The organism is uncultured Jatrophihabitans sp. (genome assembly GCF_964252635.1).
In the GTDB taxonomy this organism is placed as follows: domain Bacteria; phylum Actinomycetota; class Actinomycetes; order Mycobacteriales; family Jatrophihabitantaceae; genus Jatrophihabitans.
Map to the genome: position 1 here is coordinate 89,844 of NZ_CAXUNP010000006.1, position 22,738 is coordinate 112,581.

The 22,738-nt window shown below is 72.1% G+C and carries 24 protein-coding genes; 19 read left to right on the forward strand and 5 right to left on the reverse strand.

The annotated features are described in order from the left end of the window. The 7 genes from ACFFCA_RS04525 (at position 1) to ACFFCA_RS04555 (ending at position 5,371) form a co-directional block, all read left to right on the forward strand. On the forward strand, positions 1-828 hold the full coding sequence (locus tag ACFFCA_RS04525) for a sugar phosphate isomerase/epimerase family protein (protein ID WP_375482229.1): 828 nt from the start codon (positions 1-3) through the stop codon (positions 826-828). Between the two features lie 24 nt (positions 829-852). Then, complete coding sequence (locus tag ACFFCA_RS04530; RefSeq protein WP_375482230.1) at positions 853-1,797, forward strand: proline dehydrogenase family protein; 945 nt, start codon at positions 853-855, stop codon at positions 1,795-1,797. A gap of 5 nt (positions 1,798-1,802) precedes the next feature. Next, complete coding sequence (gene proC / locus ACFFCA_RS04535) at positions 1,803-2,615, forward strand: pyrroline-5-carboxylate reductase (protein ID WP_375482232.1); 813 nt, start codon at positions 1,803-1,805, stop codon at positions 2,613-2,615. A gap of 194 nt (positions 2,616-2,809) precedes the next feature. After that, complete coding sequence (locus ACFFCA_RS04540) at positions 2,810-3,076, forward strand: helix-turn-helix domain-containing protein (protein ID WP_375482234.1); 267 nt, start codon at positions 2,810-2,812, stop codon at positions 3,074-3,076. Between the two features lie 92 nt (positions 3,077-3,168). After that, positions 3,169-3,267 (forward strand): 30S ribosomal protein bS22, encoded by a 99-nt coding sequence (locus ACFFCA_RS04545; protein ID WP_012854759.1) that lies wholly within the window; start codon positions 3,169-3,171, stop codon positions 3,265-3,267. A gap of 14 nt (positions 3,268-3,281) precedes the next feature. Next, positions 3,282-4,316 (forward strand): NAD-dependent epimerase/dehydratase family protein, encoded by a 1,035-nt coding sequence (locus tag ACFFCA_RS04550; protein WP_375482236.1) that lies wholly within the window; start codon positions 3,282-3,284, stop codon positions 4,314-4,316. Between the two features lie 26 nt (positions 4,317-4,342). Continuing rightward, positions 4,343-5,371 (forward strand): lysophospholipid acyltransferase family protein, encoded by a 1,029-nt coding sequence (locus ACFFCA_RS04555; RefSeq protein ID WP_375482238.1) that lies wholly within the window; start codon positions 4,343-4,345, stop codon positions 5,369-5,371. Between the two features lie 22 nt (positions 5,372-5,393). On the opposite strand, the gene ACFFCA_RS04560 is transcribed toward ACFFCA_RS04555, so the two are convergent. The 3 genes from ACFFCA_RS04560 to ACFFCA_RS04570 form a co-directional block, all read right to left on the reverse strand. Next, the gene (locus tag ACFFCA_RS04560; protein ID WP_375482240.1) at positions 5,394-6,326 is read right to left on the reverse strand and encodes an HAD family hydrolase; all 933 of its coding nucleotides are present in this window, start codon (positions 6,324-6,326) and stop codon (positions 5,394-5,396) included. Between the two features lie 43 nt (positions 6,327-6,369). Continuing rightward, positions 6,370-7,551, reverse strand: coding sequence for a DUF5667 domain-containing protein (locus ACFFCA_RS04565; RefSeq protein WP_375482242.1), 1,182 nt, complete (start codon positions 7,549-7,551; stop codon positions 6,370-6,372). Positions 7,552-7,696: 145 nt separating this feature from the next. Beyond that, positions 7,697-8,530, reverse strand: coding sequence for a sigma-70 family RNA polymerase sigma factor (locus tag ACFFCA_RS04570; protein ID WP_375482244.1), 834 nt, complete (start codon positions 8,528-8,530; stop codon positions 7,697-7,699). A gap of 226 nt (positions 8,531-8,756) precedes the next feature. Between ACFFCA_RS04570 and ACFFCA_RS04575 the strand changes: the two genes are divergently transcribed. The 7 genes from ACFFCA_RS04575 to ACFFCA_RS04605 all read left to right on the forward strand — a co-directional run bounded on the left by ACFFCA_RS04575 (position 8,757) and on the right by ACFFCA_RS04605 (position 15,735). Then, positions 8,757-9,005, forward strand: a complete 249-nt coding sequence (locus tag ACFFCA_RS04575) for a glutaredoxin family protein (protein ID WP_375482246.1) — start codon at positions 8,757-8,759, stop codon at positions 9,003-9,005. A 173-nt stretch (positions 9,006-9,178) separates the two neighbouring features. Then, positions 9,179-9,874 (forward strand): redox-sensing transcriptional repressor Rex, encoded by a 696-nt coding sequence (locus tag ACFFCA_RS04580; protein ID WP_375482248.1) that lies wholly within the window; start codon positions 9,179-9,181, stop codon positions 9,872-9,874. Further along, positions 9,871-11,169 (forward strand): glutamyl-tRNA reductase, encoded by a 1,299-nt coding sequence (locus ACFFCA_RS04585; RefSeq protein WP_375482250.1) that lies wholly within the window; start codon positions 9,871-9,873, stop codon positions 11,167-11,169. Before ACFFCA_RS04580 ends, ACFFCA_RS04585 begins: the two co-directional genes overlap by 4 nt. Next, complete coding sequence (hemC, locus tag ACFFCA_RS04590; RefSeq protein ID WP_375482252.1) at positions 11,166-12,086, forward strand: hydroxymethylbilane synthase; 921 nt, start codon at positions 11,166-11,168, stop codon at positions 12,084-12,086. Before ACFFCA_RS04585 ends, hemC begins: the two co-directional genes overlap by 4 nt. Next, on the forward strand, positions 12,083-13,660 hold the full coding sequence (locus ACFFCA_RS04595; protein ID WP_375482254.1) for a uroporphyrinogen-III synthase: 1,578 nt from the start codon (positions 12,083-12,085) through the stop codon (positions 13,658-13,660). Before hemC ends, ACFFCA_RS04595 begins: the two co-directional genes overlap by 4 nt. A gap of 99 nt (positions 13,661-13,759) precedes the next feature. After that, positions 13,760-14,758, forward strand: coding sequence for a porphobilinogen synthase (gene hemB, locus ACFFCA_RS04600; protein ID WP_375482256.1), 999 nt, complete (start codon positions 13,760-13,762; stop codon positions 14,756-14,758). Beyond that, on the forward strand, positions 14,755-15,735 hold the full coding sequence (locus tag ACFFCA_RS04605) for a GNAT family N-acetyltransferase (protein WP_375482257.1): 981 nt from the start codon (positions 14,755-14,757) through the stop codon (positions 15,733-15,735). Before hemB ends, ACFFCA_RS04605 begins: the two co-directional genes overlap by 4 nt. Here ACFFCA_RS04605 and ACFFCA_RS04610 read toward each other — a convergent pair. Then, positions 15,698-16,618 carry a DUF389 domain-containing protein gene (locus ACFFCA_RS04610; protein ID WP_375482287.1) on the reverse strand — a complete coding sequence of 307 codons (921 nt, stop codon included), beginning with the start codon at positions 16,616-16,618 and terminating at the stop codon, positions 15,698-15,700. The two genes, ACFFCA_RS04605 and ACFFCA_RS04610, sit on opposite strands and share 38 nt — an antisense overlap. Before the next feature lie 23 nt (positions 16,619-16,641). Continuing rightward, the gene (locus tag ACFFCA_RS04615; protein WP_375482259.1) at positions 16,642-17,463 is read right to left on the reverse strand and encodes a hypothetical protein; all 822 of its coding nucleotides are present in this window, start codon (positions 17,461-17,463) and stop codon (positions 16,642-16,644) included. Positions 17,464-17,557: 94 nt separating this feature from the next. Between ACFFCA_RS04615 and hemL the strand changes: the two genes are divergently transcribed. The 5 genes from hemL (at position 17,558) to ACFFCA_RS04640 (ending at position 22,737) form a co-directional block, all read left to right on the forward strand. Beyond that, positions 17,558-18,865 carry a glutamate-1-semialdehyde 2,1-aminomutase gene (gene hemL / locus ACFFCA_RS04620; RefSeq protein ID WP_375482261.1) on the forward strand — a complete coding sequence of 436 codons (1,308 nt, stop codon included), beginning with the start codon at positions 17,558-17,560 and terminating at the stop codon, positions 18,863-18,865. Between the two features lie 164 nt (positions 18,866-19,029). After that, positions 19,030-19,656 carry a histidine phosphatase family protein gene (locus ACFFCA_RS04625; RefSeq protein ID WP_375482263.1) on the forward strand — a complete coding sequence of 209 codons (627 nt, stop codon included), beginning with the start codon at positions 19,030-19,032 and terminating at the stop codon, positions 19,654-19,656. Between the two features lie 93 nt (positions 19,657-19,749). Next, entirely contained in the window at positions 19,750-20,322 is a 573-nt protein-coding gene (locus ACFFCA_RS04630; protein WP_375482265.1) for a TlpA family protein disulfide reductase, read from the forward strand. Next, entirely contained in the window at positions 20,322-21,107 is a 786-nt protein-coding gene (locus ACFFCA_RS04635; RefSeq protein ID WP_375482267.1) for a cytochrome c biogenesis CcdA family protein, read from the forward strand. Before ACFFCA_RS04630 ends, ACFFCA_RS04635 begins: the two co-directional genes overlap by 1 nt. A gap of 52 nt (positions 21,108-21,159) precedes the next feature. Further along, positions 21,160-22,737, forward strand: coding sequence for a cytochrome c biogenesis protein ResB (locus ACFFCA_RS04640; RefSeq protein WP_375482269.1), 1,578 nt, complete (start codon positions 21,160-21,162; stop codon positions 22,735-22,737). The last annotated feature ends 1 nt before the right edge of the window (position 22,738 follow it).

The window sequence follows — 22,738 nt, forward strand, 5'->3', positions numbered from 1 at the left end:
ATGATGCAGGCGGGCGAGTCACGCAGCCTGCGCACCTCGCGGGCCAAGGTGGGCCTGTCGACCGCGTCGGTGTACCCCGAGTCGACCGCCGTCGCCTTCGAGCTGGCCGCGAAGCTGGGGTACGACGGCGTCGAGGTCATGGTCTGGACCGACCCGATCAGCCAGGACGCCTACGCCCTGCAGCGGCTCTCCCAGCACTACGGCGTCGCCATCCTCGCCATCCACGCGCCGTGTCTGATCATCACCCAGCGGGTGTGGACGACCGATCCGTGGACGAAGCTGCAGAAGGCGCAGTTCGCGGCCGAGCTGCTCGGTGCCCAGACGGTGGTGGTGCATCCGCCGTTCCGCTGGCAGCGCGACTACGCCCGCTCGTTCCGCAAGGGCGTCCAGCGGCTGTCGCAGGAGACCGACATCCGGTTCGCGGTGGAGAACATGTTCCCGCTGCGGGTGCGCGGGCGCGAGGTGTCGGCCTACCAGCCGTCGTGGGACGTCGCGGCCGAGGAGCCCTACCGCGACTACACCCTCGACCTCTCGCACGCCGCGGTCTCGCACTCGGACTCGCTCGCCATGCTCGACGCGATGGGCGACCGGCTCAGCCACCTGCACGTCGCCGACGGCACGGGGCTGCCGAAGGACGAGCACCTGGTCCCGGGCCGGGGCGACCAACCCTGTGCGGACGTGCTGGAACGGCTCGCGCAGCGCGACTACGACGGGCACGTCATCGTCGAGATCAACACGCGCCGGGCGCTCGACCGCGCCGAACGGGAGCGCGATCTCGCCGAGGCGCTGGCGTTCTGCCGGCTGCACCTCGTGGCGGCGCCCCGATGAACCACCATCATTTAGCCTGAGTCCATGCTGCGAACGGCGATCCTGGCGGCGGCCCGGAACCAGACCATCGAACGCGTCGTCACGAAGGCTCCGGTGTCGCGGTCCGTCGTCCGGCGCTTCGTCGGCGGCTCCGGCCACGAAGCGGTCGTCGAGGCCAGCCGCGACCTGATCGGCCGTGGCCTCACCGTCACGCTCGACCACCTCGGCGAGGACACCACCGAACGCGCGCAGGCCGACACCGTGGTCACGGCGTACCGCACGCTGCTCGACGCCCTGAACGACGCCGGCCTGACCGAGCGTCTCGGGCCGCTGACCGCGCGCGCCGAGGTCAGCGTCAAGCTCAGCGCCGTGGGGCAGGCGCTCCCGCAGGACGGGGAGAAGATCGCCCTGGACAACGCCCGCAGCATCAGCGAGCACGCCCGCCGGGTCGGGGCGACGGTCACCCTGGACATGGAGGACCACACCACCACCGACTCGACACTGGGCATCCTGCGCGACCTGCGTCTCGACTTCCCCGACACCGCCGCCGTGCTGCAGGCCTACCTCAAGCGCACGGAGGGCGACTGCCGCGACCTCGCGTACGCCGGCAGCCGGGTTCGGTTGTGCAAGGGCGCCTACGACGAGCCGTCAACGGTCGCCTTCGACAAGCGCATCGACGTCGACCGCTCCTACGTCCGCTGCGTCAACGTTTTGCTGGCCGGCGACGGCTACCCGATGTTCGCCACCCACGACCCGAGGCTGGTCGACATCATCGCCGACCGCGCCCGCACGGAGGGCGTCACCGACTTCGAGTACCAGATGCTGTACGGCATCCGCCCCGACGAGCAGCAGCGGCTGGCCGAGGCCGGCGACACGGTGCGCGTCTACGTGCCCTACGGCGCCCAGTGGTACGGCTACCTCATGCGGCGCCTCGCCGAGCGCCCCGCGAACATGGCCTTCTTCGCCCGCGCGCTGGTCTCGAAGAGCTGACGGCCATGTCCGACGGTGACTCGGTTGCGATCCTGGGCGGCGGCAAGATCGGCGAGGCCCTGCTGTCCGGCCTGCTGCGCGGCACGCGCACGGCCGCCGACGTCGTGGTGGGGGAGAAGTACCCCGAGCGCGCCGAGTACCTGAGCGCCACCTTCGGCGTGCAGGTGCTCGAGGCCGCCGACGCGGTCCGTCGGGCGGGCGTCGTGGTCATCGCCGTCAAACCACAGGACATCGACGCGCTGCTGGCCGAGATCGCGCCCGCGGTCGGTCCGCAGCACGTCATCGTCTCGGTGGCGGCCGGGATCACCACCGCTCATCTCGAGGCGCGGCTGCCCGACGGGGTGGCCGTCGTGCGGTGCATGCCCAACACCCCGGCGCTGGTCGACGAGGCGATGACCGCCGTCAGTGCCGGGTCGCACGCCGACGCCGCCCACCTCGAGGTCGCCGAGGCGCTGCTGGCCTCGGTCGGCAAGGTGGCGCGCGTGCCGGAGTCGCAGCTCGACGCCGTGACGGCACTGTCCGGGTCGGGCCCGGCGTACTTCTTCTTCCTGGTCGAGGCCATGATCGACGCCGGGATCCTGCTCGGCCTGCCGCGGGCCCTGGCCGCCGACCTCATCGTGCAGACCGCGATCGGCTCGGCCGTCATGCTGCGCGACTCCGGGGAGCACCCGGTGCAGCTGCGCGAGGCGGTCACGAGCCCGGCCGGCACGACCATCTCGGCCATCCGCGAGCTCGAAGTCCACGGTGTGCGCGCGGCGATCCTGGCCGCGATCGAGGCCGCCGCGCACCGTTCGGCCGAGCTGGGCGCGTCCGGCTGACGGTCGGACCGCGTCCCGCTGGCCGACAAATCCGGCAATACGGCCTTAGTTGGGTTGGTGTCACCAATTTGGTATTCGCTCAGGTATCGCATAGGCCACACGAGTACCGCTAGTCTCAGGGCAGCACGTGCGTGTCCCGTTGCGAGGTGGGGAAGCCGCGCACCGACACGTGCCGAAAGCGTTCGGTGACCCGTATGTCCGATGACCCGTCAGCCCAGCCACGCAAACCTGCCCGGAAGCAGGCGACGCCGGCCGAGCTCCGACCGGCCGACCCGGCCCTGTCCGACGTCAAGTTCCTGACCGTCGCCGAGGTCGCCTCCGTCATGCGCGTGTCGAAGATGACCGTCTACCGCATGGTGCACGCCGGTGAGTTGCCGGCCGTACGCGTGGGCCGGTCGTTCCGGGTGCCCGAGAAAGCCGTCCACGACTACCTGCGCGACGCCTTCATCGAAGCCGGCTAGTACGATACGCTGGTAGTTGTAGGCAACAGCGAGCCTTTCGGCCAAGGCTGGGTCGCAACGACAACAGTTAAGGTCCGGAGAGGCGGTCAAGCATGGGTTCTGTCATCAAGAAGCGGCGCAAGCGGATGGCGAAGAAGAAGCACCGCAAGCTGCTGAAGAAGACCCGCGTTCAGCGACGCAACAAGAAGTAGCCCGGCGGCGGCTGATGTCCGACGTCGTCCTCGTCACCGGAGTCAGCCGCTTCCTCGGCGGTCGGCTGGCCGCACGCCTGAGTGCCGACCCCGCCATCGAGCGGGTCATCGGCATTGACACCGTGCCGCCCCGCACCATCGACCTGCCCCACCTCGGCCGCACCGAGTTCGTGCGGGCCGACATCCGCAACCCTTTGATCGCCAAGGTCATGGCGCAGGCCCGGGTGAGCGTGGTGGTGCACGCCGCGGTGGTCGCCTCGCCGCGCGCCGTCGGCGGGCGGATGGCGATGCAAGAGCTCAACGTCATCGGCACCATGCAGCTGCTCGCCGCGTGCCAGAAGTCCGAGGACGTGCATCGGTTCGTGCTGCGCTCGACCACCGGCGTGTACGGCAGCACCAGCCGGGACGCGGCGGTGTTCACCGAGGACATGGGTCCGGACGGTTCGGTCGACGCCGGCTACGCCCGGGACGCCGTCGAGATCGAGGCCTACGTGCGCGGGTTCGCCCGCCGCCGGCCCGACGTCGACGTCGCCGTGCTGCGTCAGGCCCGCCTCATCGGGCCCGCCGTCGACACGTCCCTGACCCGCTACCTCGCCGGGCCGCTGGTGCCGACCGAGCTGGGGTTCGATCCGCGCCTGCAGCTGCTGCACGAGGCCGATGCCGTCGAGACGCTGCGCCTGGCCGCCGTCAGTTCCCGGCCCGGGGTCGTGAACGTCGCCGCCGACGGGGTCCTCACGCTCTCCCAGGCCGTCCGCCGGGCCGGCCGGATCCGGGTGCCGGTTCCGCGGCTGGCCGGCGCGGGCGCGCTGAACCGCGCCGTGACCGAGCTCGTGCACGAGGAGCACCACTGGCTGCGCTTCGGACGCGTCGTCGACACTGCGGCGCTGCACGCCCGGTTCGGCTACACCCCGCGCTACACCACCGGCACGGCCGTCGACTCCTTCGCCGCCGGCCAGCGTCCACTCCCGCACGTGGCGCAGGCCGGTGTGCGCGTAGGCTCGAGCGCACTGCGGGCCCGGCGTGCGCACCAGGCGGCGATCGCCGAGTGACCCGCCGGCCGGACGCGGGAGGCGAGTTGGACGCCGACCCCGACGACGCGCGCGTCATCCCGCTGCGCGGGGCACAGCACCCCTCCCGGGGGCACCACCCCTCGCGCGGCCGGCACCCGTCACGGGGGCGCGCGTCCGTCACCGCGCTGCCCGCGTCGGCCTGGGCCGCCGCGCGCGACCTGCCGACACTGCCTGCTCTGCCGCCGGCCGCGAGCACCGCGGCCGACCGGCTCGACGAGCTGCTGACCTTCGTCACGCGTCGGCTGTCCGGCAACTACGCGGTGGACGAGTTCGGGTTCGACCCCGACCTCACCGACCACGCCGTGCTGCCCGCACTCAAGCTGCTCTACGACCACTGGTTCCGCGTCGAGGTCAACGGCGTCCAGCACATCCCCGCCGAGGGCGGCGCGATGCTGGTCTCGAACCACGCGGGTGGGCTCTGGGCCCTGGACTCGACGATGGCCGCCGTCGCCGTGCACACCGAACATCCCGCGCACCGCCACCTGCGCCTGCTGGGAGCCGAGCTGGTGTTCCGCACGCCGGGCGTCGGCACCGTCGCGCGCAAGGCCGGGGCGACCATGGCCTGCGTGCCCGACGCCGAACGGCTGCTGCGCGCCGGGGAGCTCGTCGGGGTGTTCCCGGAGGGGTTCAAGGGGATCGGCAAGCCGTTCAGCGAGCGCTACAAGCTGCAGCGCTTCGGCCGCGGCGGGTTCGTGCACGCCGCCCTGCGGACCGGCACGCCGATCATCCCCGTCTCGATCATCGGGTCGGAGGAGATCCACCCGGTGCTGGGTTCGGCCCGGACCGTCGCCCGGCTGCTCAACCTGCCGTACTTCCCGCTGACGCCGACCTTCCCGTGGCTCGGCCCGCTCGGGCTCGTGCCGCTGCCCAGCAAGTGGTACATCGAGTTCGGCGAGCCCATCGTCACGGCCGACCTGGGCCCGGCGGCCGCGGACGACCCGGCCGCCGTCTTCGACCTCACCGACCAGGTCCGCGAGACGATCCAGACCACCCTCTACCGGCTGCTCGGCCAGCGCCGCTCCGTCTGGCGCTAGGCGCCCCGCTGCTGCCGAACGGTCAGAGCGCGAACCGGCGGAACACCTGACCGACCGACGACCCGGCGCGCCCGGCCGTGCGGGCGGCGCGGGCCGGGACCGACGGCTGCGCCTGCGCCCGGCGCACGGCGATGCCGGCCGCGAGACCCCCGGCCGCGGCCCCCACCCCGAGCGCGGTGGGGATGCCGATTCGGGCCGCCTTGCGGCCGGTCCGGAAGTCGCGGATCTCCCACCCGCGCCGCTTGGCCTCCGCGCGGAGCGCCGTGTCGGGGTTGACGGCCACGGCGCGGCCGACGAGCGAGAGCATCGGCAGGTCGTTGATCGAGTCCGAGTACGCCGAGCAGTGGGTGAGGTCGAGCCCCTCGCGTGCCGCCAGGGACCGGACGGCCGCCGCCTTGGCCTCTCCGTGCAGCACGTCACCGACCAGCCGTCCGGTGTAGACGCCGGCCTCGGACTCGGCCACGGTGCCCAGTGCCCCGGTGAGCGAGAGCCGGTCGGCGATGATGGTGGCCAGCTCGACCGGGGTGGCGGTGACCAGCCAGACGCGCTGGCCGGCCTCGAGGTGCAGCCGGGCCAGCGCCTGCGTCCCCCGCCAGATCTTGTCCGACATCGACTCGTCGTAGATCTCCTCGCCGAGGACCCGGACCTCGTCGACCTTCTTGCCGGCGACGAAGGCCAGCGCCGACTCGCGGGTGGAGTGCATGTCGCCGTGCGACTCGCCGCGCAGCCGGAGCCGCACCTGCCGTGCGGCGAAGGTGGTGAGGTCGCGCCAGGTGAAGAAGTCGCGCGCCGCCAGCCCCTTGGCGAAGTGGTAGATCGACGCGCCGATCATCATCGTGTTGTCGACGTCGAAGAAGGCGGCGGCAGTGGGGTCCGGCGTCGGCCGGACGACATCGTCGACACCCTCGGCGGTCAGCTCGATCGTCGGGTCCGCCTCCGCGGGCAGCTCGGCCATGGAAACGAGCCTATCGAGGTCGGCTGAGCACTCGATGGGATCGTCACTTATGTGACGGGCACCCGCCGACGCCGACACCGATGGGGCCGAGCCCGATCGAGATGCCGCAGCTGCCGACCGAGATCGGCGCCTTGCTGGGGAGTAGTCGCGGCAACGTCGGGACGCCGCGGCCACGCGACGAGGGCGCCGAGCGCGTGGGCTGCGGAGCGGCCGGTCGCCCGCTGGCCGGTGCGCCCGTACCGGACGAACCACCGCGGTGCGTGGCGCCGCTGCGGTTCGAGTGCGTCGCGGGCGTGGACGGTGTCGCGGGGGTGCGTGTCGTGGGAGCACGCGTGGCGGGCGCCGACCCCGTCGAGCTGCAGGTCGGCACCGGCCCGAGACGGTCGGACCTTGCGCCGGACGCGCACCCGTTGGCAACGGCCGGCGCGAGGCTGCGAGCCCGGGTGAGCGCGGAGTTGGTCAGCGCCCACGAGGACAGGGTCTGCGATCGCACCGTGCTGGTGGGCAGGGCGTCGGCCAATGCCTTCAGGCGGACGAGCTGCCCGGGCGCCCAGTCGGTGATGATCGTCAACGGGGTCTGCGACTTCGACGTGACCGCTTTGGTGTTGAGCAGGTCGCTGCCGTGCCGCAGGTCGGAGTTGGCCGAGGCCAGGTTCTTGGAGATCAGGCCGGCACTGTGCGCGGACAGGCCGCCGGCCAGCGGCCCGCGTCCGGACGCCGAGGCCGAGTCGCGGCGGAGCAGGGCCCGCGCCTCCTGCACCCGGGTCTGGGCGAGGGACAGGTAGGCGTGTCCCTTGTCGGTGCCGCCGGAGGTCAGCGACAGCTGCACGTTCTCGCTGGCCCGCTTCAGCCCGTACAGCGAATCCCCGGGCAGTGCCTTCTGGCTCATCCACACCGCGCCGCCGAGCAGGACCAGGAAGGCGGCGGCCACGGTGCCCGCGACGGCGAGCGGCCGGACGAAACGACGGCGGCGCGCGGGCTCGCGGTGCCGGGCCGTGGCCACGGGGGTCGGGGCGGTGTCGGGTGCGCTCTCGGCGATGAGACGGGGGGCGACCGCGACGAGCTGGGCGCGCAGCTCGCTGCGGAACCGCGGGTCCGGCGCCGGTGCGTAGTCGACGGCGCGCAGCGACGCCACCACCTCGCGCACGCGTGGGTCCCGGGACTTCTCGGGGTCCTCGGCACGGCGCAGCGACGAGCCGAGCATCGACACTCGATGCGGGCTCATGTCGTTGTACCGGGGGTCCATGGTGGGGCCTCTCGTGCCGTGAGCGACGGGATCCTTCCGTCACCCACGGAACTCAACGACCCAGCTGCCCGGATGTTACGGGCGCGGCCGGGCCCGGATCCACGTCCCGCCGGGCGGTGCACGCTCATCGCAGGTCGTCGCCCAGCAAGTCGGCGAGTTTGCGCACCGCCCGGTGCTGCATGGCCTTGATCGCGCCGTCGTTCTTGCCCATGACCGCAGCGGTCTCGGTGACCGACAGGCCCTGCATGAAGCGCAGCACGACGCACTCGCGCTGCTCGTCGCCCAGCTGCCCCACGGCTTCCATCAGCCGGTCGCGGGCCAGCGAGTCCAGGACGGCGCTCTCGGTGCTCTGCTCGTGCTCGGGCCCCTCGATGGTGTCCCCGGTCGTCCGCTCCAAGCGGTTCCGGGCCGACTTGACGTGGTCCAGGACGATGTTGCGGGCGATCGTGACGAACCAGGCGCCGATGTCGCGGCCCTGGTAGCTGATCGAGCTGATGCGACGCAGGGCCCGGACGAACGTCTCGCTGGTGAAGTCCTCGGCCAGGGCGCGGTCGTTGACGCGGTAGTAGATGAACCGGAACACCGAGTCGACGTAGCGGTCGTAAAGCATCCCGAAGGCCTCGCCGTCGCCGTCCTGGGCCAGCCGCACCAGGCGCCAGGTCTCGACGTGGTCGTCCTCCATGGCGGGCTCGTCCGCGCGGCTACGGGAGGCCTCGTCGGGCCCGTCGACGCGACCGTCGCCCGGTGGGGTGGGCACCGGCTCGAACGCGCGGGACGCCCGACCGCGCACGGTGGAGGGACGGGAGGCGGGTGACTCGACCGCCGAGAGCATGAGCCCGGTGGTTGTCAGCGGCTGCGTACCCCGGCGGGCGAGTACGTCGTTGATCAGGTCGGCGAGGGCGTCCAGGCCACCCCGGCCGTTGCCGCGCCCTGGAGACGGGACGTCGCGTCGCGGCATCGACAACGTCCTTCCCCCTGCCCGCCGGGACGGAGCCCGGATGCGGTCACCTGACGTGTAAAGATTCTGCTAACTATAGGATCGACCCCGGGTGATTGACCAGCCCCCGGCGGCTGACGTCCAGCATTCCCGGCATGTCCTGGCGGGGAACAGGACCCTGACGCACATTCTCGGGTCTGCCTACCCCCTAAAATCGGACAAACAGGACTCTACGCGCGGAGGAACGATGGCGCCGACCGATCACGTCGTCACCCTGCTCACGCGGGTGGGCTGTCATCTGTGCGAGGTCGCCGAGCAGCAGCTGCGCGCCCTGCGCTCAGAACTGGGGTTCGACTACCGCGAGGTGGACGTGGACACCTCGGCGCCGTTGCGGGCGGAGTACTCCGACCGCGTTCCGGTTGTGCTCGTCGACGGCAAGGAGCACGGGTACTGGCGCGTGGAAGAGGCCCGGTTCCGCAGGGCCGTCGCCCGCTGAGCGATCCTTAGCACGGGCCCCCACGATTTGGGAAAACTTTCACGAGCGGCGTAGCGTCCGGAACAGATCCAATCAGCCCTACCACACCCGTCCCGGCATCGATCTAGCGGACCGCGAGCAGCCCTCGTGAGCACCCGTCGCGCTGCCCGGACGAGCTTCGTTCCGAGGTGTCGATGTCCGCTCCGCGCGAGTCCCGCGGTGACGCCCGTGCCGTGCCGGAGGCGACCGTCGCCCGGCTGGCCACCTACCTGCGCGTGCTCACGACCTTCGGCGACGACGCCATCAGCACGGTGTCGTCGGAGGAGCTCGCCTCGGCCGCGGGGGTCAACTCGGCGAAGCTGCGCAAGGACCTGTCCTACCTCGGGTCCTACGGCATCCGCGGCGTGGGCTACGACGTCGGCACCCTGACCGAACAGATCTCGCGCACCCTCGGGCTCACCGTGCACCACTCCGTGGCCCTGATCGGGGTCGGCAACCTGGGCCAGGCCCTCGCCGGCTACGCCGGCTTCGCCTCGCGCGGGTTCCGCATCGCGGCGCTGCTCGACGCCGACCGGACCCGCGTCGGCTCGCGGATGCGCGGGCTCACCGTGCGCGACATCGGCGACCTCGAGGACGTGCTCGCCGAGCATGCGATCACGATCGCCGTCCTGGCCGTTCCCGGCTCGGCCGCCCAGTCGGTCTGCGATCGCCTGGTGCAGGCCGGGGTCAGCAGCATTCTGAACTTCGCCCCGGTCGTGTTGTCCGTCCCCGCGCACGTGCACCTGCGCAAGGTCGACCTCGCCGCGGAGCTGCAGATCCTGTCCTTCCACGAGACGCGCAAGGCCGCGTCCGCGTTGACGATCCCCACCCTGAGCGAGGCCAGCCGATGAGCCTGTTGGTGGTCGGACTGTCGCACCGGACGGCACCGGTGTCGGTCCTCGAGCGCGCCGCCGTCCCCGTCGACGACGTCCGCAAGACCGTCGAGGAACTGCACCACGCCGAGATGATCAGCGAGGTCATGCTGGTCTCCACGTGCAACCGCGTCGAGGTCTACGCCGACGTCGCCCGCTTCCACCCCGCGGTCGCCGAGATCACCAGCGTCCTGGCCCGGCACGCCGGGCTGGCGGTGTCCGCGCTGTCCGACCACCTCTACGTGCACTTCGCGGAGGCCGCCGCCGAGCACCTGTTCACCGTCGCCTCCGGCCTGGACTCCATGGTCGTCGGCGAGTCCCAGATCCTGGGCCAACTGCGCAACGCCTACGCGCTCGGCACCGAGATCGGCTCGGTGGGCAGCGTGCTGCACGACCTCGCCCAGACCGCGCTGCGGGTCGGCAAGCGGGTGCACACCGAGACCGGCATCGACCGCGCCGGGGCGTCCATCGTGTCCTTGGCGCTCGACCGCGCCGAGGGCGTGCTCGGCCCGCTCGCCGAGCGCACCGCCCTGGTCATCGGCGCCGGCTCCATGGGCGCCCTCGCCGGAGCGACCCTGCGGCGTCGTGGGGTCAGCGAGATCGTGGTCGCCAACCGTTCCGCCGAGCGTGGCGCGCTGCTGGCCGAGCGCCTCGGCGGCACCGCCGTCGCGCTGTCCGCGCTGCCCGAGGCGATCGCGAACGCCGACCTGGTGCTGTCCTCCACCGGCTCCACCGGGCTGATCGTCGAGGCCGAGGCCGTCGGCCCCCGCGACGAGCGTCCGCTGGTCGTCCTGGACATCGCCCTGCCCCGCGACGTCGACCCGGCCGTCGCGGTGCAGCCGGGCGTCACCTACGTCGACCTCGAGGCGCTGCGCGACGGCGGCGCGATGGTCAGCGACGCCGAGGTCGCGTCCGCGGTCTCGATCGTGGTCGGCGAGCTGCAGGACCACCTCGCAGCCCAGCAGCAGCTGGCCGTGGCACCGACCGTCACCGCGCTGCGCGCCCGGGCCAACCAGGTCATCGAGGGCGAGCTGACCCGCCTCGACGGGCGGGTCCCCGACCTGACGGCCGACGAGCGGCGTGCCGTCGCCGACGCCGTCCGCCGCGCGGTCGAGAAGGTGCTGCACGCCCCGACCGTGCGGGTCAAGGAGCTGGCCGCGACGCCGGGCGGCGACTCCTACGCCGCCGCCCTGCGCGAGCTGTTCGACCTCGACCCGGCCGCGGCCGAGTCCGTCGCCGCCGTCAAGAAGACCGACGGCGGAGCACGCTCATGACGAGTACCCGCACGCTGCGCATCGGCACCCGCGCCTCCGCGCTGGCCCGCACGCAGACCGACCTCGTCGCCGACGCCCTGGGCGGGTCGACGGAGATCGTCCCGATCGTCACCGAGGGCGACGTCTCGTCCGCGGCGCTGGCGCAGATCGGCGGCACCGGGGTCTTCGTGTCGGCCCTGCGCACGGCGTTGCTGGACGGCCAGATCGACGTCGCCGTCCACTCGTTCAAGGACCTGCCGACCGCCCCGGCCGACGGCATCGCGCTGGCCGCGGTGCCGGTGCGCGAGGACCCGCGCGACGCGCTGGTCGCCCGCGACGGCCTCACCCTCGGCGAGCTGCCGCCCGGCGCCCGCGTCGGCACCGGCTCCCCGCGCCGCGCCGCGCAGATCCACGCGCTGGGCCTCGGGGTCGAGGTCGTCGGGCTGCGCGGCAACGTCGACACCCGGATGCGCAAGGTCAGTTCCGGCGAGCTCGACGCCGTCGTGCTCGCCTACGCCGGGCTGCGCCGGCTGGGCCGGGAAGGCGAGGTCACCGAGGTCCTCGACCCGATCCAGATGCTGCCGGCCCCGGCCCAGGGAGCGCTGGCGATCGAGTGCCGGGCCGACGACGAGGACACGGTGGCGGTGCTGGCCGTGCTGGACGACGCCGACACCCGCACCACCGTCCTCGCCGAGCGGGCCCTGCTTGCCGGGCTCGAGGCAGGCTGTTCCGCGCCGGTCGGCGCGCTGGCCGTCATCGCCGAGGGCGACGACGGTCCCGAGATTTTCCTTCGCGGTTCGGTGACCGCGGCCGACGGCAGCGACGCCGTGCGGCTCTCGGTCACCGGGACCACCACCGATGCCGACGGTGTCGGGCGGCGGCTTGCCGCCGACCTGCTCGCCGACGGCGCTGACACCATGATGGGGAGCACCACATGACCCGCGCACGCAGAGCCTCCAAGGCCCCAGGTCTTATCACCTTCGTGGGGGCCGGTCCGGGCGACCCCGGCCTGCTGACCACGCGCGCTGCCGACGCGATCCGCGGTGCGGACCTCGTCGTCGCGGACACCGCGGTGCCGACGGCGATCATCGCCAGTGCCACCGAGGTCCGAGCCCCGGAACTGACGGCGGCCGACACCGCGAAGGCCCTGCTGGCCGACGCGCGCGCCGGGCTGACCGTCGCGCGGGTCGTCGTCGGGGACCCGTTCGCCGACGACTCCGTCGTCAAGGAGACCCTCGCGATCGCCCGCACCGTCGTGCCGTTCGAGGTCGTTCCCGGCGTCGGGCTGGGCACCGGGACCGCGGCTTACGCCGGCGTGCCGGTGGGGCCCGTCCGGACGGAGGCGGACCTGCGTGAGCTCGCCGGGGCCGGTGGCGTCGACTACGACGCGCTCGCGCACGCGGCGGGCACGCTCGTCCTCACCGCCGACGCCGCCGACGTGCAGTCCGCGGGCGAGCAGCTCGTCGCCTACGGCCTCAAGCCCGACACCCCGGTGACGGTGAGCTGCAACGGCACCACCACCGGCCAGCAGACCGTCGCCGGTGTCGCCGGTGACCTCGAGCTCGCCGCCGTCGGCATGACCGGGCCGGTCGTCGTCACCGTCGGCAAGGCCGCCGCCCAGCGCGACAAGCTCGCCTGGTGGGAGTCCCGCGCCCTCTACGGCTGGAAGGTCCTGGTCCCGCGGACCAAGGAGCAGGCCGGCACCATGAGCGACCGGCTGCGCGGCTTCGGTGCGGTGCCGGTCGAGGTCCCGACCATCGCCGTCGAGCCGCCGCGTACGCCGACCCAGATGGAGCGGGCGATCAAGGGCCTGGTCACCGGCCGGTTCGAGTGGATCGTGTTCACCTCGACCAATGCCGTCCGCGCCGTGCGCGAGAAGTTCGAGGAGTTCGGGCTCGACGCCCGCGCGTTCGCCGGTGTGAAGATCGCCTGCGTGGGCGAGGCCACCGCCGAGGCGGTGCGCGCCTTCGGCATCAAGCCCGAGCTCGTCCCGGCCGAGGACGCGTCGTCCTCGGAGGGCCTGCTCGCGATCTTCCCGCCGTTCGACGAGGTGCTGGACCCGATCGACCGGGTGCTGCTGCCGCGCGCCGACATCGCGACCGAGACGCTGGCCGCCGGCCTGCGCGAACTCGGCTGGGAGATCGACGACGTGACCGCCTACCGGACGGTGCGGGCGGCCCCGCCCGCCGCCGAGATCCGCGACGCGATCAAGAGCGGCGGCTTCCAGGCCGTCTGCTTCACCTCCTCCTCGACGGTGCGCAACCTCGTCGGCATCGCCGGCAAGCCGCACGCGCGCACCGTCGTGGCCTGCATCGGCCCGCAGACCGCGGCCACCGCAGCCGAGTTCGGCCTGCGTGTCGACGTGCAGCCCGACCAGGCCACCGTCCCCGCCCTGATCGACGCGCTCGCCGAGTACGCCGTCGAGCGGGCCGCGGCCGAGAAGGAGAAGGCCGCGGCGACCGCGGCCAAGAAGGCGTCGGGCCGCACCCCGACGCGGCGCGCCGCCCGCTGACCCACCCACCTTCCCGCCCGGTGTGGTCGCGATTCCTTGACGGATCACGACCACAGCGGGCGGGAAGTGAGCAGGGCGGTCGCGCGTAACCTTAATAGCGTGAGTTTGCCCGAGCTGCCGCCGTTCCCGACGTCGCGTCCGCGCCGTCTCCGTCGTACGCCGGCGCTGCGGCGGCTGGTGTCCGAGATCGAGGTCCGGCCCGCCGACCTCGTCCTGCCGATGTTCGTGCACGAGGGCCTCACCGAGCCGCACCCGATCGCCTCGATGCCCGGTGTGGTGCAGCACAGCCAGGAGTCGCTGGTGAAGGCCGCGGTCGACGCGGTCCGCGCGGGCGTCGGCGGCCTGATGGTCTACGGCATCCCGGTGCACAAGGACGCGACCGGCTCCGGCGGTGACGACCCGGACGGCGTGCTCAACGTGGCCCTGCGCAACCTGCGGGCCGAGCTGGGCGACGGCACCGTGCTTATGTCCGACCTGTGTCTCGACGAGTTCACCGACCACGGACACTGCGGCGTCCTGGATTCGAGTGGCGCTGTCGACAACGACGCCACGCTGCTGCGGTACGCGTCGATGGCCGTCGCCCAGGCCGAGGCGGGTGCCCACCTGCTCGGCACCAGCGGGATGATGGACGGCCAGGTGGGCACGGCCCGACAGGCCCTCGACGCCGCCGGTTTCGTCGACGCCGGCATCCTTGCCTACGCGCCGAAGTACGCCTCCGGCTTCTACGGCCCGTTCCGCGAGGCCGTCAACTCCTCCCTGCAGGGCGACCGCGCCAGCTACCAGCAGGACGCATCGCGTACCGTTGCCGACGCCCTCGCTGAGGTCACGCTGGACGTCGGCGAGGGCGCGGACATCGTCATGGTCAAGCCGGCGCTGCCCTACCTCGACGTACTGCGTGCCGTCGCCGACGCCTCACCTGTACCGGTGGCGGCCTACCAGATCAGCGGTGAGTACGCGATGGTCGAGGCCGCGGCGGCCAACGGGTGGCTGGACCGTGACCGGGTCATCGCCGAGACGCTGACCTCGATCAAGCGCGCGGGCGCCTCGATCGTGCTCACCTACTGGGCGGCCGAGGTGGCCTCTACCCTCACCGGGTGACGTCGGGGAGCGCGGACGCGGAGACCGACGAGGACGTCGTCTACCGCGAGGACGCGCGCAGCTACCGCAGCCTCGTCTGGTCCCCGCTGGTCGTCCCGGTGGGGTTCGGCCTCGACCTGCTGGTGTCCGGTCGGCACGGCGCGCTCGTGCACCTGCCCGGCTGGCTGGTCTTCGGCGCGATCCTCGTCGGCATCCAGTGGTTGCTGCTGCACGCCGTGCGCAGCACCCACTCCTTGCGGGTGACCGCGAACGAGTTGGAGGTCGGGGACGAGACCCTTCCGCGTGCGCAGATCGCCGGCGTCGCCGCGTCCACCCCCTCGCCGGACGTCAACACCCTCGGCTGGCCCAACGGCTTCCCACGGGGGCCGGCCGCGCTGCTGGTGCGCCTGGTCGACGGGAGCGACGTGCTCGTCCCGACCCGGTTCCCCGACCGGCTGCTGCAGGCGCTGGACGCGGCCCCGCTGGAGCCCGTCGCGAGCGCTGAGGTGCGGCCCGCCCTGGACGACGACTTCGACACCGTCCCACTGATCGACGAACGGGCCGACACGGTCTTCCGGGTGGCCGGCTTCGACCTCCCGTACGTGCCCTTCGACGACGGGGGCCTGCGCACTGCCGCGCTCGTGCTCGTCGTCGGGCGGCCCGCGGTCGGGTACGCCTGGGTGGACGAGGTCGACGGGGACGCGCACCTGCACCAGGTCGCCGTGCTGCCCGGCTCGATGCGCCGCGGCCTGGGCAGCCGGCTGCTCGAGGCGGCGTGCGACTGGGCCGCCGCGCACGGGTACGCCTCGATGACGCTGACCACCTTCGTCGACGTGCCGTGGAACGCGCCGTACTACGCGGCCCGCGGCTTCCGGCCCGAGCCCGCGCCCGGGCCGGGGTTGCAGGCCCTTCGTGCGCAAGAGATGGAGCTCGGCCTCGACGCGGTCGGCCCGCGGGTCGTCATGCGGCGTCCGCTGTCGACCGCGACGTCCGCCTGATCACGAGCAGGGTCAGCAGCCCCGCCGCGACGATCCCCACGAGGTTGATGCCGAGCTGGGCCAGCGACTGCCAGGTCTCGTAGGCATCGCTGAGCACGACGCCCACCGCGGCGTTGCCGGCGGCCGGGATCGTCGTCACCGAGATGAACACGCCGACGAGCGCGGCCGACTTGCTCGACGTCAGCGACAGCATGCCGGCCGTCCCGGCAACGAGAGCGGTGATCAGCGAGAAGCAGCCCGGGTGGTAGATGAAGTCCGTCTGGCGGTGGCTGCCCGAGATGTCGCCGGGGCTGATCAGCCCCGCCGCGCGGGCGACCAGGGCCAGCAGCCCCGTGACGACGATGGCGATCGGGAACCCGACGAGCAGGGCGACGACACTGCTGCGCACGATGCTCCACCGCCGGCGCATGACCCCCACGGCGAGCCCGGCCAGTGGACCGAACTCCGGGCCGACGACCATCGCACCGACCACGGTGACCGGCGAGTCGGTGACCACGCCGATCGAGGCCAGCACCGTGGCCAGCACCATGAAGGCCACGAAGGTGCCGGTGAGGGTCGAGTCCTCGCCGGTGCGCGTGGACAGCTCGTCCCAGATGAGGGCGTCGGCGCCCTCGCCGGGCGCGTCGTCCTCGGCCCGGTCGACGAGCGCACCCATCGCGGTGTCGAGCGGCTCCATCGCGATCATGCCGTGATCGCAGACGCGCAGTTCGTGCAGCGCCCGGAGGACCTCGTCGCCGATCTCACGGGCCAGGTCGGCACGCACCTCCCAGCCCGTCGAGGTCTCGCCGGCGGCGCGGATGTTGATGACGCCGACGTGCCGCGCGAGCTCGTCGACGACCCGGTCGGCCAGCGCCTGCGGGCAGACCACCCGCAGGTGCAGCATCGCCATGCGCCGACGCTACGTGCTCAGGGGTTCTGCGCGCGCTTCGCCACGGCAGCCAGGGCTGTGTTGGCCGCGGTGGTCTCCAGGCCTTGATTGAGCCCGACGTAGCTGAGCGTCCCGGTGAGCTGCGGGCCGGTGATGAACGCGACGCCGAGGTACACGACCGCTTTCTTTCCCTGCGCGGTGAAGTTCACGGTGCCTGACGCGAGGCCAGCGACGTTGCTGGGACCGCCGCCGGAACCCGGCGTGAGCTTGATGGCGGCGTTCGTGACGGTGGCCTTCGAGCCGAGCTCCCGGGCGAGTTCCTGCTTGAAGATGCTGTTCAGGCACGGGTTGATCTTCGGGCTCTGCAGCAGGGCGACATCGGCCTTGACGTCGGCCGCGCTGCGGTAGCTGGAGAACTCCGACGACACGGTCAGGTTGCCCTGGTTGTAGTCGCTCGACTGGGCGGTGTTGACCTTGTGGCTGTCGGGCGCGCCCTTGACCCCGGTGCAGGTCTGCAGCTGCGCCTGGGTGTTGTTGTCGTCGGAGTCCGGCTGCGCCGGGGTGGCCTTGAAGGTGGTCGGCAGGTCGGAGCGTTGCAGGACGATCTTGGCCAGCTGGGCCTTCGTCGCCGGGGTGCCCGACGACGAGCCGCCGGCCGCCGTGCTCGAGGCCGTGCTCGAGGCCGCGGTCGAGGACGCCGCGGGTGTGGCGGCGGTCGACGAGGCGGCCGACGAGCCGGCGCGCGACGCCGAGCTCGCACCGCCGCCCCCACCGCTGGACCCGCATCCGGTGAGCAGCACGGCGGACACGGTGGCCGCAGCGGTCACAGCGGCCGGGACGTACAGGCGAGACAGGCTCACGCGATCCTCCAAGGGGCGACGTGAGGAGCATGCCAGGCCACACCGGCGCCGTCCCGTCGACAGGGTCGCCCGTCCGCTTTGTCAGACTGGCGTCATGACCGAGCCGACGCAGTCCGCCGCCCTGTTCGACCGCGCGCGGACCGTGATCCCCGGCGGCGTCAACTCGCCGGTGCGCGCCTTCCAGTCGGTGGGCGGCACGCCGCGGTTCATGGTGCGCGGCTCGGGCCCGTACCTCGAGGACGCCGACGGCGTGCGCTACGTCGACCTGGTGTCGTCCTGGGGGCCGATGATCCTGGGCCACGCCCACCCCGAGATCGTCGACGCGGTGCAGTCGGCCGCGACCCGAGGTCTGTCGTTCGGCACGCCAACGATCGGTGAGGTCGAGCTGGCCGAGGAGCTGGTGTCGCGAGTCGCGCCGGTGCAGCAGGTCCGGCTCGTCAACTCCGGCACCGAGGCCACCATGTCGGCGGTCCGCCTCGCGCGCGGGTTCACCGGGCGGCACCGCGTCGTCAAGTTCGCCGGCTGCTACCACGGCCACGTCGACGCGCTTCTCGCGTCCGCCGGTTCGGGCGTCGTCACCCTGGGCCTGCCGGACACGCCGGGCGTCACCGGCGCGCAGACCGCCGAGACGATCGTGCTGCCCTACAACGACCTCGCTGCGGTCGAGGCCTGCTTCGCCGAGTTCGGCAACGACATCGCCTGCCTGATCACCGAGGCCGCGGCCGGCAACATGGGCGCGGTGCCGCCGGTGCCCGGCTTCAACGCCGGGCTGCGGGAGATCACCGCCCGGCACGGCGCCCTGCTGATCATGGACGAGGTGATGACGGGCTTCCGGGTCTCGCCGGCCGGATGGTTCGGCCTCGACCCGGTCGACGCCGACCTGTTCACCTTCGGCAAGGTCATGAGCGGCGGGTTGCCCGCTGCGGCGTTCGGCGGACGCACCGACGTCATGTCCCGCCTGGCCCCTGCCGGGCCGGTGTACCAGGCCGGGACGCTGTCCGGGAACCCCGTCGCCGTGGCAGCAGGGCTGTCCACGCTGCGCCTCGCCGACGACGCCACCTACGCCACCCTCGACGCCAACGCCCGCACCATCGGCGCCATGGTCGGGGCGGCCCTGACCCGCGTCGGCGTGACCCATCAGATGCAGTACGCGGGCAACATGTTCTCCGTGTTCTTCGCCGACGGGCCCGTGCAGGACTTCGCCGGCGCGCAGGCGGCCGAGACGTGGCGCTACCCGGCGTTCTTCCACGCCATGCTCGACGCCGGCGTGTACCTGCCGCCAAGCGCGTACGAGTGCTTCTTCGTCAACACCGCGATCGACGAGGAGGCGCTGGCCGTGATCGAGCGGGCGCTGCCGAGGGCCGCCGAGGCCGCGGCCACAGCCGTGCGATCACCGTCGTGACCGGCCTCCGCTTCCCTCCGGCCGCCGAAAGCCACGCCCGATTGTCACCGTCGTGACCGGCCTCCGCTTCGCTCCGGCCGCCGAAGGCCACGCCCGATTGTCACTGTCGTGACCGGCCTCCGCTTCGCTCCGGCCGCCGAAGGCCACGCCCGATTGTCACTGTCGTGACGGTCGTCCACCTGCTGCGGCACGGCGAGGTCTTCAACCCCGACGGCATCCTCTACGGCCGGCTGCCCGGGTTCCGTCTCAGCGAGCTCGGCGCCCGTCAGGCCGAGGCCGCGGCGCAGTGGTTCGTCGGGCGCGACATCGCGCACCTCGCCTGTTCGCCGCTGCAGCGTGCCCGCGAGACCGCGGCACCGCTCGCCGCCACCGTGGGACTGCCCGTCACCGTCGACCAGCGGCTCATCGAGGCCGGCAACGTCTTCGAGGGGCGCGCGGTGGCCGGCGGCAAGGGGCTCCTGCGCAACCCGTCGTATTGGAAGTACTTCCGCAACCCGTTCCGCCCGTCCTGGGGCGAGCCGTACACCGAGATCGCCGACCGGGTCATGGCCGCCGTCCGCAGCGCCCGCGACCAGGCCGACGGCCGGGAGGCGGTGTGCGTCAGCCACCAGCTGCCGGTCGTCATGGCCGCGCGCAGCGCCGAGGGTCTGCGGTTGTTCCACGACCCGCGGCGCCGCCGGTGCAGCCTGGCGTCGGTCACGTCGCTGACCTTCGACGGCGACGTCATCACGCGGGTGCAGTACACGGAGCCCGCCGCGGGTCTGCCGGCCGGCCACGGCGCCGGCGCCTGACCGCTCGGCTCGTCCCACGGTCGGGACGTGCGCGTCACACGTTGCTGAGCCCCGTTTTCACAGGGCCGAACCCGTGGCGCACACTGGTCTGCGATGCCTCACATCCGCCGAATTCCGCGCCTGCTCGCCGCCCTGGCCACCTGCGGCGCGCTCGTGCTGTCGGCGTGCTCGAGCGCCTCCGGCGGCGAGGAGTTCCACTTCGCGTCCAAGACGACAAAGGGCTCGCTGATCGCCCCCGACAAGCGCAAGCCGGCCCAGGACGTCGGTGGCACCCTGATCGACGGAGGGCACGTCAGCCTGGCCGACGAAAAGGGCAAGGTCACCCTGCTCAACTTCTGGGCCTCGTGGTGCGGCCCGTGCAAGGTCGAGACGCCGCAGCTGGACTCGCTGTACCGGCAGGAGAAGTCCAAGGGCATCCGGTTCATCGGTTTCGACACCAAGGACGACAAGGGCGCCGCGAAGTCCTTCATCGCCCAGAACGACATCAGCTTCCCGGTCGTCTACGACCAGCCGGGGGCGGTCCAGCTCAAGCTCGGCAACATTCCCGGCGTGCTGCCGTTCACCGTGCTCGTTGACAAGCAGGGCCGGGTCGCCGCCGTCTACCTCGACAAGCTGTCCCCGAAGGACCTGCAGGGGCCGCTGTCCACCCTGCTCGCCGAGCACTGATGGTCGCCGCCGCCCCCGGCCTGGCTTCGACGACCCTCGCGTCGTCGGGCTTCACCGGCACGGTGCAGAGCGGCCCCCTGCTCGTCGCGGTCGGCGTCGCGGTGCTCGTCGGCATCGTCGGTTTCCTGTCGCCGTGCGTGCTTCCGCTCGTACCCGGTTACCTGTCCTACGTCGCCGGCCTGGCCGGCACCGACGAGCGACCCAGCCAGCGCCGGATGGTCGGCGGCGCCGTGCTGTTCGTGCTCGGCTTCACCGCGTTCCTCACCCTGCAGGGCGCGCTGTTCGGTGAGCTCGGTGCGGGCATCCGTGAGCACGCCCTCACGATCGAGCGGGTGCTCGGTGTGGTCACGATCGTCATGGGCGTCGTGTTCCTCGGTGGTATCGGGTTCATGCAGCGCGAGTTCAAGATCCACCGGTTGCCGCGCGCCGGGCTGCTCGGTGCGCCGTTGCTGGGCTTCGCGTTCGGCCTGGCCTGGACGCCGTGCCTGACGCCGACGTTCACCGCCGTCCTCGGGCTCTCGCTGTCGCAAGGGAGCGCCGGCCGCGGCGCCCTGCTGATGCTGTTCTACTGCCTCGGCCTCGGTATCCCGTTCATCCTCGTCGCGCTGGGCTTCGGCTGGGTCTCGAGCGCGCTCAGCTTCGTGCGTCGGCACCGGGCCGTCGTGAGCGCCGTCGGCGGCGCGCTGCTCCTCGTCATCGGGGTCCTGCTCGTCACCGGCGAGTGGAACACGCTGATGATCAAGCTCCAGACGCACATCTCGCCCGGCTCGGGGATCGAAGTATGAACACCCCACGCGATCGCTCCGCTGCGCTCCAGGATCCCGCGGGGGCCCCGGCATGAGCGACACACTCACCCCGGTGCGGTTCGTCCGCACTCTGTGGCGGCGCCTGACGTCGATGCGCACGGCGCTGATCCTGCTGTTCCTGCTCGCCCTCGGCGCGGTGCCCGGATCCCTGCTGCCGCAGCGCCCGCTCAACCCCGGCAAGACCTCGAGCTACATCAAGGACCACGGCTCCTGGGGGCGGTTCCTCGACGCCATCGGCATGTTCGACGTGTTCGGCTCGCCCTGGTTCGCGGCCATCTACCTGCTCCTGTTCATCTCGCTGGTCGGCTGCCTAATCCCGCGTATCCGCGTGCACGCCCGCGCGATGGCCCGCAAACCGCTGCCCGCGCCGCGCAACCTGTCGCGGCTGCCGGAGTCCGGGTCGTTCGCCGTCGCCGACGCGCCCTCGACGTACGCCACCTCCGCCCGGGCCGCCCTGGGCCGGCGCTGGCGGGTGACCGAGCGGGCCGAGGACGGCGGCGCCGTCACGCTGTCGGCCGAGAAGGGCTACAGCCGCGAGACCGGCAACCTGGTCTTCCACGTCGCGCTGCTCGTCGCCCTGGTGCTGATCGCCGTCGGCCGCCTCTACACCTACGAGGGGCTGGTGATCGTCCGCCAGGGCCAGGGCTTCTGCAGCACCGCGGGCAACTACGACACCTGGAAGCCTGGACGCTTCGCTGCCGAGGGCAAGGTGAGACCGGCGCCGTTCTGCATCGACGACGTGCGGAAGTTCACGGCGACCTACTCCTCCGCCGGAGAGCCGCGTGAGTTCGCAGCCGACGTGGCCTACCACGACAACGGCGAGTCGGGGCCGACGAAGAAGGACACGATCAAGGTCAACCATCCGCTGCGGCTCGACGGCGACCGCGTCTACCTCACCGGTCACGGCTACGCGCCGAAGATCACCGTGCGCATGCCGGACGGTCGCGTGATCACCGACACCGAGGTGTTCCTGCCGACGAACGCCGCCACGCTGTACTCCGAGGGCGTCTACAAGCTCGACGGCAACGGCTCGACCACCGACATCGGGATCTCGGGCTTCTTCGCCCCCACCCCGGTCGACGAGGGAAACGGCATCATCTCGTCGTCGTCGGCGCGAATCGACCATCCCATGCTGGGGGTCATGGTCTACCAGGGCAATCTGAACCACACCGGCTTGCCCGAGTCGGTCTACACGTTCGACAAGACGAAGATGAAGCAGATCGGCGCCAAGAACCTGGTCATCGGGCAGACCGCCAAGCTGCCCAACGGCGTGACGGTCACCTTCGACGGGTGGACGCCGTGGGTGAACCTGCAGGTCTCGCACGACCCCGCGCAGGGCTACCTGCTGTTCGCCGCGCTGGCCATGGTGCTGGGCCTCGCCGCCTCGCTCGGCGTGCGACGCAGGCGGGTCTGGCTGCGCATCAGGCCTGGCGACGTCGCGGCTACTGTGGTGAGTGTCGGCGGGCTCGCCCGTAGCGACTCGGGCAACTTCACCGGCGAGTTCGGCACGCTGCTCGAGCGGTTGCGTGAGGCCGGGACGACGACAGCGCCACGGGCCGAGTCCCGCGACGTGATCCACGCAGGCTCCACTGCGGCAGGGAAGGACTGAT